Annotated in this window: 13 protein-coding genes; 4 read left to right on the top strand and 9 right to left on the bottom strand. The window is 43.1% G+C overall.

Annotated features, from left to right (window positions below; genetic code table 11):
- Window positions 1-40: 40 nt before the first annotated feature.
- From ACESPO_RS08610 to ACESPO_RS08575, 8 genes are all read right to left on the bottom strand, one after another.
- Window positions 41-1,276: a homoserine dehydrogenase gene (locus ACESPO_RS08610; RefSeq protein ID WP_008976543.1), complete on the bottom strand. Its 1,236-nt coding sequence runs from the start codon at window positions 1,274-1,276 to the stop codon at window positions 41-43.
- A gap of 3 nt (window positions 1,277-1,279) precedes the next feature.
- Window positions 1,280-1,720, bottom strand: coding sequence for an ACT domain-containing protein (locus tag ACESPO_RS08605; protein WP_008976544.1), 441 nt, complete (start codon window positions 1,718-1,720; stop codon window positions 1,280-1,282).
- Between the two features lie 35 nt (window positions 1,721-1,755).
- Window positions 1,756-2,875, bottom strand: a protein-coding gene (gene prfB, locus ACESPO_RS08600; RefSeq protein ID WP_147625391.1) for a peptide chain release factor 2 whose coding sequence is annotated in 2 segments (ribosomal slippage) — window positions 1,756-2,799 and window positions 2,801-2,875 — 1,119 coding nt in all. Because the reading frame shifts where the segments join, the coding sequence is not laid out codon by codon here.
- Between the two features lie 104 nt (window positions 2,876-2,979).
- Window positions 2,980-5,550, bottom strand: a complete 2,571-nt coding sequence (secA, locus tag ACESPO_RS08595) for a preprotein translocase subunit SecA (RefSeq protein ID WP_009262995.1) — start codon at window positions 5,548-5,550, stop codon at window positions 2,980-2,982.
- A 264-nt stretch (window positions 5,551-5,814) separates the two neighbouring features.
- A complete protein-coding gene (locus ACESPO_RS08590) occupies window positions 5,815-6,264 on the bottom strand; it encodes a hypothetical protein (RefSeq protein ID WP_270196383.1) in 450 nt (149 codons plus the stop codon).
- Between the two features lie 42 nt (window positions 6,265-6,306).
- Complete coding sequence (gene dapB, locus ACESPO_RS08585; RefSeq protein WP_009262997.1) at window positions 6,307-7,080, bottom strand: 4-hydroxy-tetrahydrodipicolinate reductase; 774 nt, start codon at window positions 7,078-7,080, stop codon at window positions 6,307-6,309.
- Window positions 7,081-7,262: 182 nt separating this feature from the next.
- Entirely contained in the window at window positions 7,263-8,153 is an 891-nt protein-coding gene (gene dapA / locus ACESPO_RS08580; protein WP_009262998.1) for a 4-hydroxy-tetrahydrodipicolinate synthase, read from the bottom strand.
- A gap of 115 nt (window positions 8,154-8,268) precedes the next feature.
- Window positions 8,269-8,916 (bottom strand): single-stranded DNA-binding protein, encoded by a 648-nt coding sequence (locus ACESPO_RS08575; protein WP_120105848.1) that lies wholly within the window; start codon window positions 8,914-8,916, stop codon window positions 8,269-8,271.
- 261 nt (window positions 8,917-9,177) lie between these two features.
- On the opposite strand from ACESPO_RS08575, the gene typA reads away from it, so the two are divergent.
- From typA to hpf, 3 genes are all read left to right on the top strand, one after another.
- Complete coding sequence (gene typA / locus ACESPO_RS08570; protein WP_008976551.1) at window positions 9,178-11,001, top strand: translational GTPase TypA; 1,824 nt, start codon at window positions 9,178-9,180, stop codon at window positions 10,999-11,001.
- A complete protein-coding gene (locus ACESPO_RS08565) occupies window positions 11,001-11,900 on the top strand; it encodes a phosphatase PAP2 family protein (protein WP_270665922.1) in 900 nt (299 codons plus the stop codon). Before typA ends, ACESPO_RS08565 begins: the two co-directional genes overlap by 1 nt.
- 211 nt (window positions 11,901-12,111) lie before the next feature.
- A complete protein-coding gene (gene hpf, locus ACESPO_RS08560; RefSeq protein ID WP_008976553.1) occupies window positions 12,112-12,648 on the top strand; it encodes a ribosome hibernation-promoting factor, HPF/YfiA family in 537 nt (178 codons plus the stop codon).
- Between the two features lie 54 nt (window positions 12,649-12,702).
- On the opposite strand, the gene ACESPO_RS08555 is transcribed toward hpf, so the two are convergent.
- Window positions 12,703-13,362: a YigZ family protein gene (locus ACESPO_RS08555; protein WP_499788686.1), complete on the bottom strand. Its 660-nt coding sequence runs from the start codon at window positions 13,360-13,362 to the stop codon at window positions 12,703-12,705.
- 176 nt (window positions 13,363-13,538) lie between these two features.
- Here ACESPO_RS08555 and ACESPO_RS08550 point away from each other — a divergent pair, with 176 nt between their 5' ends.
- Window positions 13,539-16,133, top strand: coding sequence for a transglycosylase domain-containing protein (locus tag ACESPO_RS08550; RefSeq protein ID WP_270665920.1), 2,595 nt, complete (start codon window positions 13,539-13,541; stop codon window positions 16,131-16,133).
- Window positions 16,134-16,245 lie beyond the last annotated feature (112 nt).

The following is a 16,245-nucleotide window of genomic DNA, read 5'->3' as shown; positions in this document are numbered from 1 at the left end:
CTTTCTCCTTGTTCTCGTACCAGACATTCCGAAGAATCTTTTACTCTTTGGACCCGCTCTGCTCCTGCATGCGGATCATACGGATAATATTCGGAAATTTTGCCGCACACTCCTCATATGCCCGCTCCGTCATGCGCCCTGTGAGAAATCCAAACTCTTCCTCCACATCCGGAAGCATCACAATCTGAACCGGTCCGAAAATACTCTCGATATAAGTCTTCATCGCCTCCGCATTTCCTGTGATCCGCACAAAAAATCTTCGGATTGTATCGCCTTTATCCTGAAGTTTTAGCTTATCACTCTTCCACATGGTCATAACATTGCGGTTCAGATTCTTTGCTTCCTCCACAACATCTGCCACAACTGCACTCGCGGTCGGAAGTTTTCCCGCGCCACTTCCATAAAACATCGCATCCCCAAGTACATTTCCATGTACAAAAATCGCATTAAATACTCCATTGACTCCAAAAAGAGGATGGGTATTCTCAAGAAGACATGGTGCCACGATCGCGCTTAAGCATTCGCCGCTTCTTCTACTGCTCGCAAGCAGCTTAATCGTCATCTGCATCTGCTTTGCGTACTCCATATCCCTCTCTGTGATTTCTGTGATCCCTTCTGTGTAAATATCCTCAAAATCAACTTGATGTCCCGAGATCAGAGAGGATAGGATTGCAATCTTACGACATGCATCATAACCTTCTACATCTGCTTCCGGATTCTTCTCTGCATATCCGTTTTCCTGCGCCTGCCGGAGCACTTCTTCGTACCCTGCTCCTTCATAGAACATCTTCGTCAGCATATAGTTTGTTGTTCCATTTAAGATCCCTGTAATCTCTTCAATCTCATCTGCGGTCATAGAAGAATTGAGCGGGCGGATAATCGGGATTCCTCCTCCCACACTTGCCTCAAATAAAAAATTGATCTGCTTTTCTTTTGCGATTGATAAAAGTTCTGCTCCGTGCTTTGCTACAAGCGCCTTGTTCGATGTCGCCACACTCTTTCCAGCGAGAAGCGAGCGCTTCACAAAAGTATATGCAGGCTCAATCCCTCCCATAACTTCTACAACGATTTTAACATCCTCATCCCGGATGATTTCCTCAAAATTATGGACCAGTATGTTCTGTACCGGATCTCCCGGAAAGTCTCTGAGATCCAGCACATATTTTACCCGGATTTCTTCTCCGACTCTCTGGCTGATACACTCTCTGTTTGTGTCGAGCACTTCTACTACCCCGGAGCCTACTGTTCCATATCCTAATACTGCAATATTTATCATAGTCTACTCCCTGCCTACAATTTTCAGATAATGGACGCCTTCATTTTCTTCCATCTCGTCCACCATCTCCGATATATTTCCTGTTGTCGATAAAATTTCTATACTAAGTGTCAATGTTGCAATTCCGTTGATCGGAATACTCTGATGAATAGTCAGGATATTCGCACGATACTTTGCCGCCTCTCTGAGAAGTTCTGCTAAAAGTCCCGGTGTATCATCCATCTGAATGACCATCGTCACTGTCTGCCCTTTTTCATTTTCATGAAACGGAAATATATCGTCTTTGTATTTGTAGAAAGAGCTTCTGCTGATTCCGATTCGCTCTGTCGCTTCCTGAATGGTCAGCCCCCGCTCAGCAGCAAGAAGCCTTTTTACTTCTACGACTTTTAAAAGTACTTCCGGAACAGCCTTTTTCTTTAATACATAATACTTTGTCTTATCCATAACGTTCCACTCTCCTTGTCTGGATCACCAGACTTTTATTTTTCTTCCTTTTTTGCATTTCGCATCTTTAGATAAGCATTGATAAACGGATCCAGATTCCCATCCAGCACACTTGTAACGTTTCCGCTTTCCTCATTCGTTCTGTGATCCTTCACAAGCGTATAAGGCTGCATCACATAGGAACGGATCTGGTTTCCAAACCCGATCTCCTTTACTTCACCCCGGATTCCCGATACTTTTTCTGCCTGTTCTTGTTCCTTCAGCAGATAAAGCTTCGCCTTTAACATCTGCATTGCCTTTTCCTTATTGCTGTGCTGGGAACGCTCATTCTGGCATTGTACCACGATCCCGGTTGGCAGGTGTGTCAGACGAATCGCGGATGATGTTTTATTGACATGCTGTCCGCCGGCGCCGCTCGCTCGGTAAGTATCAATTTTCAATTCATCTTCATTAATCTCAATATCAATGTCATCTTCGAGATCCGGCACCACATCACATGAGGCAAACGAAGTCTGTCTTTTATTTGCTGAATTAAACGGAGAAATCCGTACCAGCCTGTGCACTCCTTTTTCTGACTGCAAATATCCATATGCATTCTCTCCATTGACCTCAAAGGTTACTGTCTTGATCCCTGTAATATCCCCGTCAAGATAATCGAGCACTTCTGTTGTAAATCCTTTGCTCTCAATCCAGCGATTGTACATTCGGTACAGCATATTCACCCAGTCACAAGCCTCTGTACCGCCCGCTCCCGCATGTAAGGTAACAATTGCATTATCCTTATCATACTCTTCTGACAGAAGCGTCTCGATCCGCAGTTCTTCATATGTGCTCTCGATCTGCTTTAACTCTGTATCGATCTCTTTGATCATACTCTCATCGTTTTCCTCGTATGCCATATCAATCAAAATCTGAATATCCTCATACTGCCGGTACAGTTCCTCAGTTCTTTTCACCGAATCTTGCAGGCTTTTCAGTTCTTTCATCACTTTTTGAGAATGTTCTGCGTCATCCCAAAAGTCTGCCTCTCCGATTTTTCTTTCTAATTCCTCGATTCTCTGCTTCTTCCCTTCCGGGTCAAAGTGAATCCCTCAGTTCTTTCAGCGGTGCCTCATATGTATTTAAAATACTCTTAATCTCATCCAATGCTACCACCTTGATCACCTCTTTCCAATTTTCAAAATTTTTATCTAAAAATCTGTAAAAAGAAATTTCTCCCGCGAAGGCAGATATCTGCCCGCAGAGAAATTTCCTTTCTTTTATGCTTTACGACCACAGCACTGTTTATACTTTTTGCCGCTTCCACACGGACAAGGATCATTCGGATATACTTTCTTCTCCTCCCGCTTCATCGGCGTATGTGCTGCACTTTCATCTTTATTTGTTCCAGTCACTTTTGCAACCTGTTCACGTTCTACTTTCTGTTCAATTCTTACGTTAAAGAGGAGACGTACTGTATCTTTTGCAATTGCCGCTGTCATCTCTCCAAACATATCGTAACCCATCATCTTATACTCTACAAGTGGATCTCTCTGTCCATACGCCTGAAGCCCGATTCCCTGTCGCAGCTGATCCATATCGTCAATGTGATCCATCCATTTTGCGTCGATAACCTTCAGAAGAATCACACGTTCAATCTCTCTTAAATGCTCCGGCTCCGGAAATTCTGCTTCCTTCTCCTCATAAGCTTTTACGGCACGCTCTTTCAAAAGATGCTTTAATTCTTTCTGGTTCATACCTTTGACATCTTCGATTGTCGGAATCTTGATCGGGAGTGTTGCATGCAGGTTGACATCCAGCTCGGTCAGATCCCATTCTTCGTAATCTACATCCGGAGAAATGCAGGAATCCACAACATTTTCCACGTATTCCGTGATCATATGATAAATAGAATCTCTCATACTTTCTCCGTCAAGTACTCTTCTTCGCTCTTCGTAAATGATCTCTCTTTGTTCATTCATAACTTGATCGTACTCAAGTAAGTTCTTACGGATTCCAAAGTTATTATTCTCAATCTTCTTCTGAGCCTTCTCAATCGCACTGGACAACATCTTATGTTCAATCTGCTCTCCATCCTCCACACCGAGTGTGTTAAAGACATTCATCAGTCGTTCCGAACCAAAGAGTCTCATCAGATCATCTTCCAGCGAAATGTAGAATCTGGATTCTCCCGGATCTCCCTGTCGTCCAGAACGTCCACGCAGCTGATTATCGATACGTCTTGATTCATGCCGCTCTGTACCGATGATCTTCAGTCCTCCTGCTTCTCTCGCCGCATCGTCCAGCTTAATATCAGTACCACGACCGGCCATATTCGTAGCGATAGTTACAGCGCCATGCACACCTGCATCTGCTACGATTTCCGCCTCTTTCTCGTGGAATTTGGCATTTAACACCTTATGTTGGATTCCTCTCTTCTTCAGCATCTTACTGAGAAGTTCTGATGTCTCAATCGTGATCGTACCGACAAGAACTGGCTGACCTTTGGCATGTGCCTCGATAATCTCCTCGATCACCGCTTCAAATTTTTCTTTCTTTGTCTTATATACCGCATCGTTTAAATCAACTCTCTGCACCGGTCTGTTCGTCGGAATCTCAACAACATCCATACCGTAAATATCGCGGAATTCTTTCTCTTCTGTCAACGCAGTACCTGTCATACCGCTCTTTTTCTCAAACTTATTAAACAAGTTCTGGAAGGTGATTGTTGCCAGCGTCTTACTTTCCCGTCTTACTTTTACATGTTCTTTTGCCTCAATGGCCTGATGGAGTCCATCGGAATAACGTCTTCCCGGCATAATACGTCCGGTGAACTCATCAACGATCATTACCTCTCCGTCAGAAGTCACAACATAATCCTGATCTTTAAACATTAAGTTGTGCGCACGCAAAGCAAGAATAATGTTATGCTGAATCTCTAGATTCTCCGCATCTGCAAGGTTCTCAATGTTGAAGAACTTCTCTACCTTCTTCACACCTTCTTCTGTCAGGTTGACATTCTTTTCTTTCTCATTGACGATGAAATCACCTGTCTCCTCGATTTCCTCTCCCATGATCGCGTTGATCTTGGAAAATTCACCGCTTGCCTCTCCTTTTACAAGCTGTCTTGCAAGAATGTCACAGGCATCATAAAGCTTTGTAGACTTTCCGCTCTGTCCGGAAATGATCAACGGTGTTCTCGCCTCATCAATCAATACCGAGTCAACCTCATCGATAACCGCAAAATGCAGTCCTCTCTGCACAAGCTGCTCTTTATAGATGACCATGTTATCTCTCAGATAATCAAATCCCAATTCATTGTTGGTCACATAAGTAATGTCACAGTTATATGCCTCTCTTCGCTCATCATTATCCATCGAGTTAAGTACAACCCCGACTTTCAGTCCTAAAAATTCATGCACCTGCCCCATCCACTCTGCATCACGCTTTGCCAGATAGTCATTGACTGTTACAATATGAACTCCCTTTCCAGTCAAAGCATTCAAATATGCAGGAAGTGTAGAAACCAATGTTTTACCTTCTCCGGTACGCATCTCCGCGATTCTTCCCTGGTGAAGAATGATTCCACCAATCAGCTGTACTCTGTAATGCTTAATATGTAAGGTACGGGAAGCTGCTTCTCTTACGACTGCAAATGCTTCCGGTAAAATATCATCTAATGTCTCGCCCTCTTCCAGACGTTTCTTAAACTCCGCTGTTTTCCCTTTCAGTTCTGTATCGGATAATTGCTGCATTTCTTCATCCATCGCCTCAATTCTGTCAACGATCGGATAAATACGCTTCAATTCATTCTCACTGTGCGTCCCAAATATCTTCTCTAATAAACCCATGACCTACTCCTTAATTTATCCAAATTTACTCTGTTTCTTATTTTAACACTATCCTTTCGCTTCTTCAACAAGTTTATCAACTGTTCATAAACTCTTCCCATCTTCTTTACACCTTTGTTAAATTTTTTCCACAAAGCATTCTGTTCTCCCGCAAAATATCCCCATTCTTTTTTGAGTTTTCATCATTTTTCTGCCATCTCTGCAAGAATGCCCCACGGCATACAGCCGCAGGGCGTCCAAAATCAAAAAAATATACAGTTTCTGCTATCTTGCCGTGTTCGTTTGTCCGGTATTGTCCGTCGCACCGTTCATTGTATCCGCATTTCCGCCATCCTTGTTATCGTCTATACGTTTTTCCGTACGTCCGTCATTCTGGTCTGTTCCGTCAAGGACATCTTCTACTCCGTCTTTGACATCTCTTGCTCCATCTTCCACGGCATCCCCTACATCTTCAAGCACTCCGTCACGCGGCGCCTCTCCATCTGTATTTGTTTCTTCCCGCTTTCTTTCACTGTCATTTTTCTTCTCTTCATTTGTTCCCGTTGCAGTATTATCATCTGCCACATTATCTTTGTTTCCCCTTGCACACGCTGTCATGCACAAAAGAACACTCACACACAAAATACTGAGTATCATTTTCTTTGCTCTCTTCATCTGGCTATCTTCCTTTCCTGAAATGTAGTAAGAATTGCTTCTCGCCAATATTGTCTGCATTCCCTGCCATTCTATACATTCGGAAAGTAATGGTAATTTTTTCTATTGATTTTCAGAAGAAGATTCAATCACATCACTCATGTCATAAAGTCCGGCTTGTTTCCCTGCAAGGTATTTTGCCGCTTCCACAGCACCTTTTCCAAAGACTGCTTTCGAGTATGCCGTATGCTTAAATTCAATCACTTCATCTGCTCCGGCGAAAATCACTTCGTGTTCTCCTACAATCGTTCCGCCGCGCACTGCCGAGATTCCGATTTCTTTCTTTTCTCTTTTTTTGCGTTCTTTGCTTCTGTCGTAAACGTATTCATACGCATTTCCAAGCGCTTCATTTACGCTGTCCGCCAGTGCAAGCGCTGTCCCGCTTGGGGCATCTACTTTCAGATTATGGTGCTTTTCCACCAGTTCAATATCAAATCCTGCCGGAGCAAGAATTTTGGCAGCATCCTGAAGAAGCTTTAACAGCATATTGATTCCCAGCGACATATTTGCCGATTTCAGCACTGCTGTCTTTTCAGAAACACACTGTACCTGTGCAAGCTGCTCTTCAGACAATCCAGTAGTACAAAGTACCACCGGAAGCTTTTTCTCTCCACAGTAAGAAAGCAGTCCGTCCACTGCAAGTGCATTGGAGAAATCAATCACGACATCTGCCTCCACATCACAGTCCGCAATATCCGTAAAAACCGGATATTCATTTTTCACACCTGTATATTTATCAATTCCTGCAACAATCTCAATCCCATCATCTTCCTTTACAAGATTGGAAATTACCTGCCCCATTTTCCCATTACATCCGTGCATAATTGCTTTTACCATCATCTTCTCCTCCATTTTCTTATGTTTTACAGCCCTCACAGCGAATGTGCGAGGTTTTGCGATACAATTGACAAAAGGGGCTGCCACAGAATGACTGTCCGGACAGAATGCAGTTCTTTTCTTCCTACAATACTACATTCTTCCGACAGCTTCCATCCTATGGCAGCTCCTCTATGCTTTCTCTATGCGAGCTGAATTCCAAACGCTCTCATTGCCTGTGCCAATTTCTGTGCATTTGCTTCTTCCATCTCTGTCAGCGGCATCCGCAGTCCACCGGCTTCCATTCCCATCAAAGAAACTGCCTTCTTAACAGGGATCGGGTTAACTTCACTGAACAGTGCATTGATCAGCGGAATCGCTTTTAATTGAAGTTCTCTGCTTCCTGCAATATCTCCTGCAAAGAATTTTGCACAGATCTCATGCGTCTCTCTTGGAGCCACATTGGATAATACAGAGATAACTCCCTTTCCTCCCAGAGCCAAAATCGGAACGATCTGATCATCATTTCCAGAATACAGATCGATATCTCCCTGTGTCAGCTGCATGATCTTTGCCACCTGTGAAATATTACCGGAGGCTTCTTTCACGCCCACAATGTTATCGACTTCTTTTACCAACGCCGCAACTGTCGCCGGTTCAATATTACACCCGGTACGGCTTGCCACACTGTACATGATGATCGGCGCATCTGCTTCTCTTGCGATTGCCTTATAATGTTCGATCAACCCTTTCTGCGTCGCTTTATTGTAATACGGAGTTACAACAAGGAGTCCGTCTGCTCCTGCTTTTGCAGCCTCTCTGGACAGCTCTACCGCTGTTGCAGTACAGTTTGATCCCGTCCCTGCAATCACCGGAATCCTTCCTGCAGTAAAATCAATCGTGCGTTTAATACACTCCAGATGTTCTTCCTCCGTCATTGTCGCAGATTCCCCTGTTGTTCCGCAGATTACGATACTGTCTGTTCCATTCTCACAATGATAATCCACCAGCTTCTTTAACTGATCATAATTAATACTTCCATCTTCATGAAACGGCGTTATGATCGCTACTCCTGCTCCTGTAAAAATTGCCATATTTATCCTCCTAAACATCAGTTTTACTTTGATTTTTTTCATTTCATCAGCGATTTCTTGTCTGAAATTTTATCATCATTTTTTTCTAATGTCAATGGAGCCACAGCTATTCCTACTACTCTTCTTCACTTATTTCAGCACCGATACATTCCAGCTTGCTGACTGACACTTCGTATGCCACACGTTTTTCTGTCTCTGTCTCAGACAATTTTTTCACATATTCTCTGCTTTGGATCCTTCCTAAAATCTGCACATGTTCTCCCACTGCAAATCCGGAAGCATATCTTGCATTTCTTCCCCAACAGATACATGGTATGTAGTCAGATTTCCCATATGGTCTGTTCACTGCAAGCAGAAGATCTGCAATTTCTCTCCCAAGAGGGGTTTTGCGGTAAACAGGTGCTTTACAGATGTATCCATCTAAAAGAATATTATTTGTCTTCGCCCCATCAAGTTCCTCATCCACAAATGCTACCTCCCGAACAAACACGGAAAGTACAAGATGATTCTTATGTTCCTCGTGTCTGTTATACGACCGGAACTGTCCACTTGCCATGATAAATTCCCCTGTATAATCTTTGGTCACATCTATCAGACGCTCGGAAATCATAAGTGGAATCCGATCTTCAGAATTGCTAAGTCTCTTAACGAGGACATCTACCATATAGAATCCTTCTCCAAATACTTCATGACTAAATGTGAATCTGGATGCCACCTCTCCCATAATTGTTACCTGGTTGTTTTCAATAATCTTATCGGACATAATTTATCTCTCTCCTCTTTGCTGTATTTTTTTGTCTTTATTATTTTATTCTATGATAACGGATTTATAACCATCCGATTGGACATTCCCCGGACTTTTCATCGACAGAAATCGACCGCAAGATATGCTTCCCTCAATTTTTCTGTGTTCTTTCCATATTATGTGTTTTTTTAAAAAGGACTTGTAATCTATTGCCAATGTGGTAAACTGTATGAGTTATTAGTGCTTATTCATGGATTTATAATAGAAAGAAGGTTATTTATGAAAACAAAAAGAGAAGATATCCGAAACATCGCAATCATCGCCCATGTTGACCACGGAAAAACAACACTGGTCGACCAGCTTTTAAAACAAAGTGGTGTATTTCGTGCCAACCAGGAAGTGGCAGAACGCGTCATGGATTCTAACGACATTGAAAGAGAACGTGGAATCACGATTCTCTCAAAAAATACTGCCGTATACTATAAGGATACAAAGATCAACATTATCGACACACCAGGACACGCTGATTTCGGCGGTGAAGTAGAACGTGTACTGAAAATGGTAAATGGGGTTGTTCTTGTTGTAGATGCTTTCGAAGGTGCAATGCCACAGACAAAATTCGTTCTGAAAAAAGCGCTCGAGCTTGACCTTCCGGTCATTGTCTGCATCAATAAGATTGACCGCCCGGAAGCACGCCCAGACGAAGTAATCGATGAAATCTTAGAACTTTTCATGGATCTTGACGCATCTGACGAGCAGCTTGACTGTCCATTTGTCTATGCATCTGCCAAGGCTGGTCATGCAATCCTTGATCTGACAGACAATCCTGAAAACATGATCCCGCTCTTTGAGACGATCATCGATTACATTCCTGCACCGGAAGGCGACCCGGATGCAGATACACAGGTACTGATCAGCACGATCGACTACAATGAATATGTTGGACGAATCGGTGTCGGAAAAGTCGACAATGGTACGATTGCCGTCAATCAGGAAGTCATGCTTGTCAATGCCCATGAGCCGGACAAACAGAAACGTGTAAAGATCAGTAAATTGTATGAATTTGACGGACTGAATAAAGTAGAAGTAAAAGAAGCAACGATTGGTTCTATCGTGGCAATTTCCGGAATCGCAGACATCCATATCGGAGACACTTTATGTTCCCCGGAAAATCCGGTTGCAATTCCTTTCCAGAAAATTTCCGAACCGACAATCGCTATGCAGTTTATTGTAAATGACAGCCCGTTTGCAGGACAGGAGGGAAAATATGTTACCTCCCGACATTTGCGAGACCGTCTGTTCCGTGAGCTGAATACCGATGTCAGTCTGCGCGTAGAGGAATCAGAAAATACAGACAGCTTCAAAGTATCTGGCCGCGGTGAACTCCACCTTTCCGTTCTGATTGAAAATATGCGCCGGGAAGGATATGAATTTGCAGTCAGCAAGGCAGAAGTCCTTTACAAAGAAGATGAAAACGGTAAGCTGTTAGAGCCGATTGAAACGGCCTACATCGATGTCCCAGATGAATTTACCGGAACTGTCATCGACAAATTAAGCCAACGAAAAGGAGAACTTCAGAATATGGGTGTGTCTAACGGTGGCTATACTCGGCTCGAATTTTCAATCCCTGCAAGAGGACTGATCGGCTACCGCGGAGAGTTTATGACAGATACAAAAGGAAACGGAATCTTAAATACTGCCTTTGACGGTTATGCACCGTACAAAGGAGATATTCAGTACCGCAAGCAAGGTTCTCTCATTGCTTTTGAGACTGGTGAATCTGTCACTTACGGATTGTATAGCGCACAAGAACGCGGAACGTTATTCATCGGCGCCGGCGAGAAAGTCTACGCCGGAATGGTCATCGGACAGAATGGAAAGGCAGAGGATATCGAGCTGAATGTCTGCAAGACAAAGCATCTTACCAATACCCGTTCTTCAGGAGCAGACGATGCCTTGAAACTGACAACTCCTAGAACACTGAGTCTTGAGGAGGCACTGGACTTCATCGACACAGACGAACTTTTGGAAGTAACTCCAGAGACATTGCGCATCCGCAAAAAAATATTAGATTCAAAGATGAGAAAACGAGGAAATAAATAATGGACTTCTTACACGTTCTGGCAGAACTGCGTACTCCTTTCGGGGAACATTTTTTTCAGTTTGTCACTTATTTGGGGCAGGAAGTCATCATCATAGCGGTTATCTGCACACTCTACTGGTGTGTGGATAAGCGCTTTGCTTATCAGCTGGGATTTACTTACTTTCTTGCCGGTCTGTGTGTACAGGCATTAAAGATCACATTCCGGATCCCACGGCCCTGGATATTAGATCCAAGCTTTTCTCCAGTGGAAAGCGCCGTACCTGCTGCGACCGGCTACTCCTTTCCAAGCGGACATACCCAGGGTGGTACTTGCCTGTTCGCTCCATTCATGTTCAAAAGCAAACGCTGGCTTTCTAAGCTCCTGTTTGCCTTTATGTTTTTACTGATTGGATTTTCCCGCATGTATCTCGGGGTACACACACCGAAAGATGTAGTTGTATCTATGGCAGTTTCACTTTGTACTTCCTTTGCCGTGTATAAAGCAAGCGATTTCCTTCTGGATTCCACGCGATACAGAAGGCTGATTCTTCTGTCACTCCTGCTCCTTTCTTCTGCTGTCAGTATCTATGCCTTATTCCTACTTTCCCGTGGGGATATCTCACTTTACTACGCATCTGACTGTTGCAAAGCATCTGCTGCAGGGATTGGATTCGGTGTCGGCTGGTATCTTGAAAATCGCTATGTGAATTTTTCCGTCAAAGGATCGATCCCGTTTCAGATTGGAAAACTCATTATCGGTCTTCTCGTCGCCGTTTCCTTCAAAATCGGGATAGAATTTCTGTTCGGCGACTCCCTTCCGGCAGATATGTTCGCTTACTTTCTTTTAGTTCTATGGGTAATCTTCCTCTATCCATGGATTCTAAAAAAATTTCATCGATCATCTTCCACTCAAAACTAATTTACTTCAGGTGTCCAAATGGACACCTGATTTCTTTTCTGCGAACACTATCCATAAAACCTTTCTTTTGTCAGTCTTTTATTATTTTTTTATATTTTTATCAAATATTTTATTGCTCTTCGCGGAATTTTGATGTATAATACAAACATACTACAAATAACTCATTTTTATTTCTATTATTTGTAGAATATACCGAAAAGGGGTTGGCAGCATGAACTTTATCATTAGCGGAAAAAACATCGATGTAACACCAGGTTTAAAGAGTTGCATTGAACAAAAGTTAGGGAAACTAGAAAGGTATTTTACTCCTGAAACAGAAATTATCGTAACACTAAGTGTAGAAAAAGAACGTCAGAAGATTGAGGTCACAATTCCTGTCAAGGGACATATCATTCGTTCTGAACAAAGCAGTAATGATATGTATGTATCAATTGATCTCGTAGAAGAGGTGATTGAGCGACAGCTTCGCAAATATAAGAATAAATTAGTTGCCAGAAATCAAGAAGGCAGCAACTTCAAGCAAGAATTTTTTGAATCAGAAGATACTTCTTCAGAGGATGATGAGATTAAGATCATCCGTACAAAACGATTTGGAATCAAGCCAATGTTCCCTGAGGATGCGTGTATCCAGATGGATTTACTTGGACATGATTTCTACGTATTCTTCAACGCAGAGACAGAAGAAGTCAATGTTGTATACAAGAGAAAGAATGGTACTTTCGGTTTGATCGAACCGGAATTTCAGTAGACATTTCCTTCCCTCCCGGCAATGGATATCCCTTTCCATTACCGGGAGGGATTTTTATTCTGTATCAAACACTTTCATCTCACCATCAACTGTTCCAAAATAGCAGCTTTCCTTCTGTGTCATCTTTGCTTGTCCGTTTGTCCCCTCTGTGATCTCTGCTATCACCTCCTGATTCATCTCTTCAGGAATGAGCGCAATCAACATCACATTCTCTGCATAGGCAGAATCCAGAACCGTAATCCCCCTCTGTCCAAGGATATACTGTATTTTGCCAAGTCCGGTATAATCTGTCTGTATTTCCAGTTTAATCCCCCAGTTTTTGGTAATAATCTTACTGGCTTCCAATCCTGCTTTGACTGCTCCGGAATAAGCCCTCACAAGCCCTCCGGTTCCAAGTAACGTACCTCCAAAATATCTTGTCACTACGACTGCTGTATTGTGTATCTCCTCCCCCAGCAACACATCGAGCATCGGTTTTCCTGCTGTCCCCTGCGGTTCTCCGTCATCACTGCATCTTTGTGTCTCAAATCGCTCCCCGATCACATAAGCATAGCAGTTATGAGTGGCATTCCAATATTTTTTCTTCATAGACTCGATAAATTCCAGCGCCTCTTCCTCGCAGGTGACCGGAAGTACTGTCGCAATGAAGCGGGACTTCTTCTCAATGATTTCTGCTTCTCCCCCCTCATAGACTGTATGAAATTTACTTAACATATACTATCACCCTTTTTCTAATTACATTTTATCTGAAACTGTTTATACTATATCAACAGAACTCTGTTTTCACAAGTTTTTCTTAAGTTTTTGCCTTGAAATATGAAGATTTTATTTTATGCTTTATTTCAATACATAAATTTGATATAATTACCTGATAAAGGAGGAAACCATTCATGAATTATGGAAAACGAAATTCTGTCAAAAAACAGAAGAAAATATCTTCAAAATCAAAGATGAAGAAAAAACGAGCAGGTGTCCGGATTTTCAAAGGATTTTTAATTGTTTTTCTCTTGCTCATTATCATCGGTATGATTGGCGGCGGTCTGTTCTTGAAGAAAATTCTTGACAAAGCTCCGAAGATCTCTCCTGCTTCTGTCAAACCGAGTGGATACTTCACAACTGTTTATAACGCAGACGGTTCACAGGAATTAGAAAAGTTTGTTACTTCCGGTTCCAACCGTATTTATAAAACAATCAACGAAATACCGGAAGACCTTCAGGACGCTTTTGTAGCGATCGAAGATGAACGTTTTTACAAGCATAACGGAATCGACCTGCAAGGAATTCTTCGTGCCGGTCTTGTCGGCATCACAAGCGGTGACTTTTCTGAAGGTGCCAGCACGATTACCCAGCAATTGATAAAAAATAATGTCTTTCCGAATTTCTCACAGGAAAAGACATTCTTAGACAGTGTCGAACGTAAAATTCAGGAACAGTTCCTTGCTCTGGAGTTGGAAAAGCAGATGAGCAAAGAAGAGATTCTGGAAAATTATATGAATACGATCAACCTAGGACAGAACACACTCGGAGTTCAATCCGCTGCCAAACGCTACTTCAACAAAGACGTATCGCAGCTGACACTCTCAGAATGTACCGTGATCGCCGGCATTACTCAGAATCCTGGAAGATATGACCCTACAGTCAACCCGGAAGAAAATGCCAAGCGGCGCAAACTTGTTCTCGGCAACATGTTAGAACAGAAATATATTTCCCAGGAAGAGTACGATACTGCCATGGCTGATCCCGTTTATGACCGGATTCAGGTTACAAATGCCGATACATCCACAGACACTCCATACACTTATTTTATCGATGAGCTTTCTAAACAAGTCATTTCCGACTTACAGACAAAGCTGGGATATACGGAGACACAAGCCTATAATGCTCTTTACAGCGGTGGTCTTTCCATCTACGCAACTCAGGATGCAAGAATTCAGCAAATCTGTGATGAAGAGTTTTTAAACCCGAATAACTATCCGTACAATACAGAATTTGGCCTGATCGACTATCAGCTCACGATCACACGCTCTGATGGAACTGTCGAAAACTTCAGCAAAGAGATGCTCGAGCAGTATCTGCGTCAGACAAGAAATGACTCTTATCCGCTCGTCTTCTCTACCCCTGAACTTGCTCAGGCGGCGATTGATGAATACAAATCAACAATCTCCCGCGAAGGAGACACTCAGGTGGAAAAAAAGACGATCGTTCCACAACCACAAGCTTCTTTTGTGATTATGGATCAATACACCGGGGAGGTAAAAGCAATCGTCGGAGGACGCGGCGAGAAGACGGAAAGCCTTTCTCTCAACCGTGCGACGGAATCTGCAAGACAGCCTGGTTCCTGTTTTAAGATTGTATCAACTTATGCCCCTGCACTTGATATTGGTGCAATGGGACTTCACACCTCGATCAAAGACGAACCATACCGCTATAAAAACGGAAAAGAAGTCAATAACTGGGATTTTTCCTACAAAGGTTGGGTGACTGTAAGGAAAGCGATCGAACAGTCTATGAATGTCGTTGCAGTCAAAGCACTCACTGAGATTGGAGAGCAGACTGGATTTGATTACCTGAAGAGCTTTGGATTCTCCACTGTTGTAGATCAGGAAGTAATCAACGGACAGACTTTCAGCGATATCCAGCAGGCAACTGCGCTCGGAGGTATCACGCACGGTGTCTATAACCTCGAGATGACTGCCGCCTATGCGTCCCTTGCAAATAACGGAACTTACACAAAACCGAAGTTCTATACGAAGATTCTCGATCATTCTGGAAATGTACTGATTGATAACACTTCCGAGACGCATCAAGTCGTAAAGGCTTCTACTGCCGGACTGCTGACAAATGCAATGATAGATGTTGTGACAAAAGGAACCGGTACCGGTGCTGCACTCAGCAATATGCCAGTATCCGGTAAGACTGGTACAACTTCCGATAATGTAGATATCTGGTTCTCCGGATATACTCCATACTACACTGCTTCTGTCTGGGGTGGATATGACTCCAACAAGCCTATGGATAATACTTCATGGCACCTGACACTGTGGAACAGCATTATGGAGCGAGTACACGAAGGTCTAGAATACAAAGATTTTGTGATGCCTGACACAGTTGAAAAGACTGCCGTCTGTGCAAGTTCTGGAAAGCTGCCGTTGTCCAGCTGTCCACAAGTGACAGAATATGTTGCAACAGATTCCGGTCAAAGATGTGATGGAAAGCACGAAGGCTACTATATGCCTTCTACTAACACTCACTCAGACAGTTCCGCTGAGGACGAGTCAGAAGACGAATCAACTGACAATGAACCAGTAACACCTGACCCAGAAAATCCAAATTCCGGAAATCCAAATGGAAACAACGGTTCTGGAAATGGAAATAATGGATCTGAGAGTGGAACTGGCAGCGAAAACGGAAATGGCGAAGACCACGGTGGTGGAGAAACCTCCCCACCTGATCAGGGGGATGGCTCTATCACGCCAGAGGAATAGTATTCCCGGATTTCAAAATCAATTTTCTATACACGAATCGGGTAGGAGGTAAATAATTATTTTATTTACCGTCCTCCCACACCACCGTACATACGGTTCCGTATACGGCGGT

Source organism: Coprococcus sp. HPP0074, assembly GCF_964238105.1.
Classification (GTDB): Bacteria; Bacillota; Clostridia; order Lachnospirales; family Lachnospiraceae; genus Faecalimonas; species Faecalimonas umbilicata.
The sequence above is the reverse complement of the archived record's forward strand: the minus strand, read 5'-3'. Positions and strand labels throughout refer to the sequence as shown.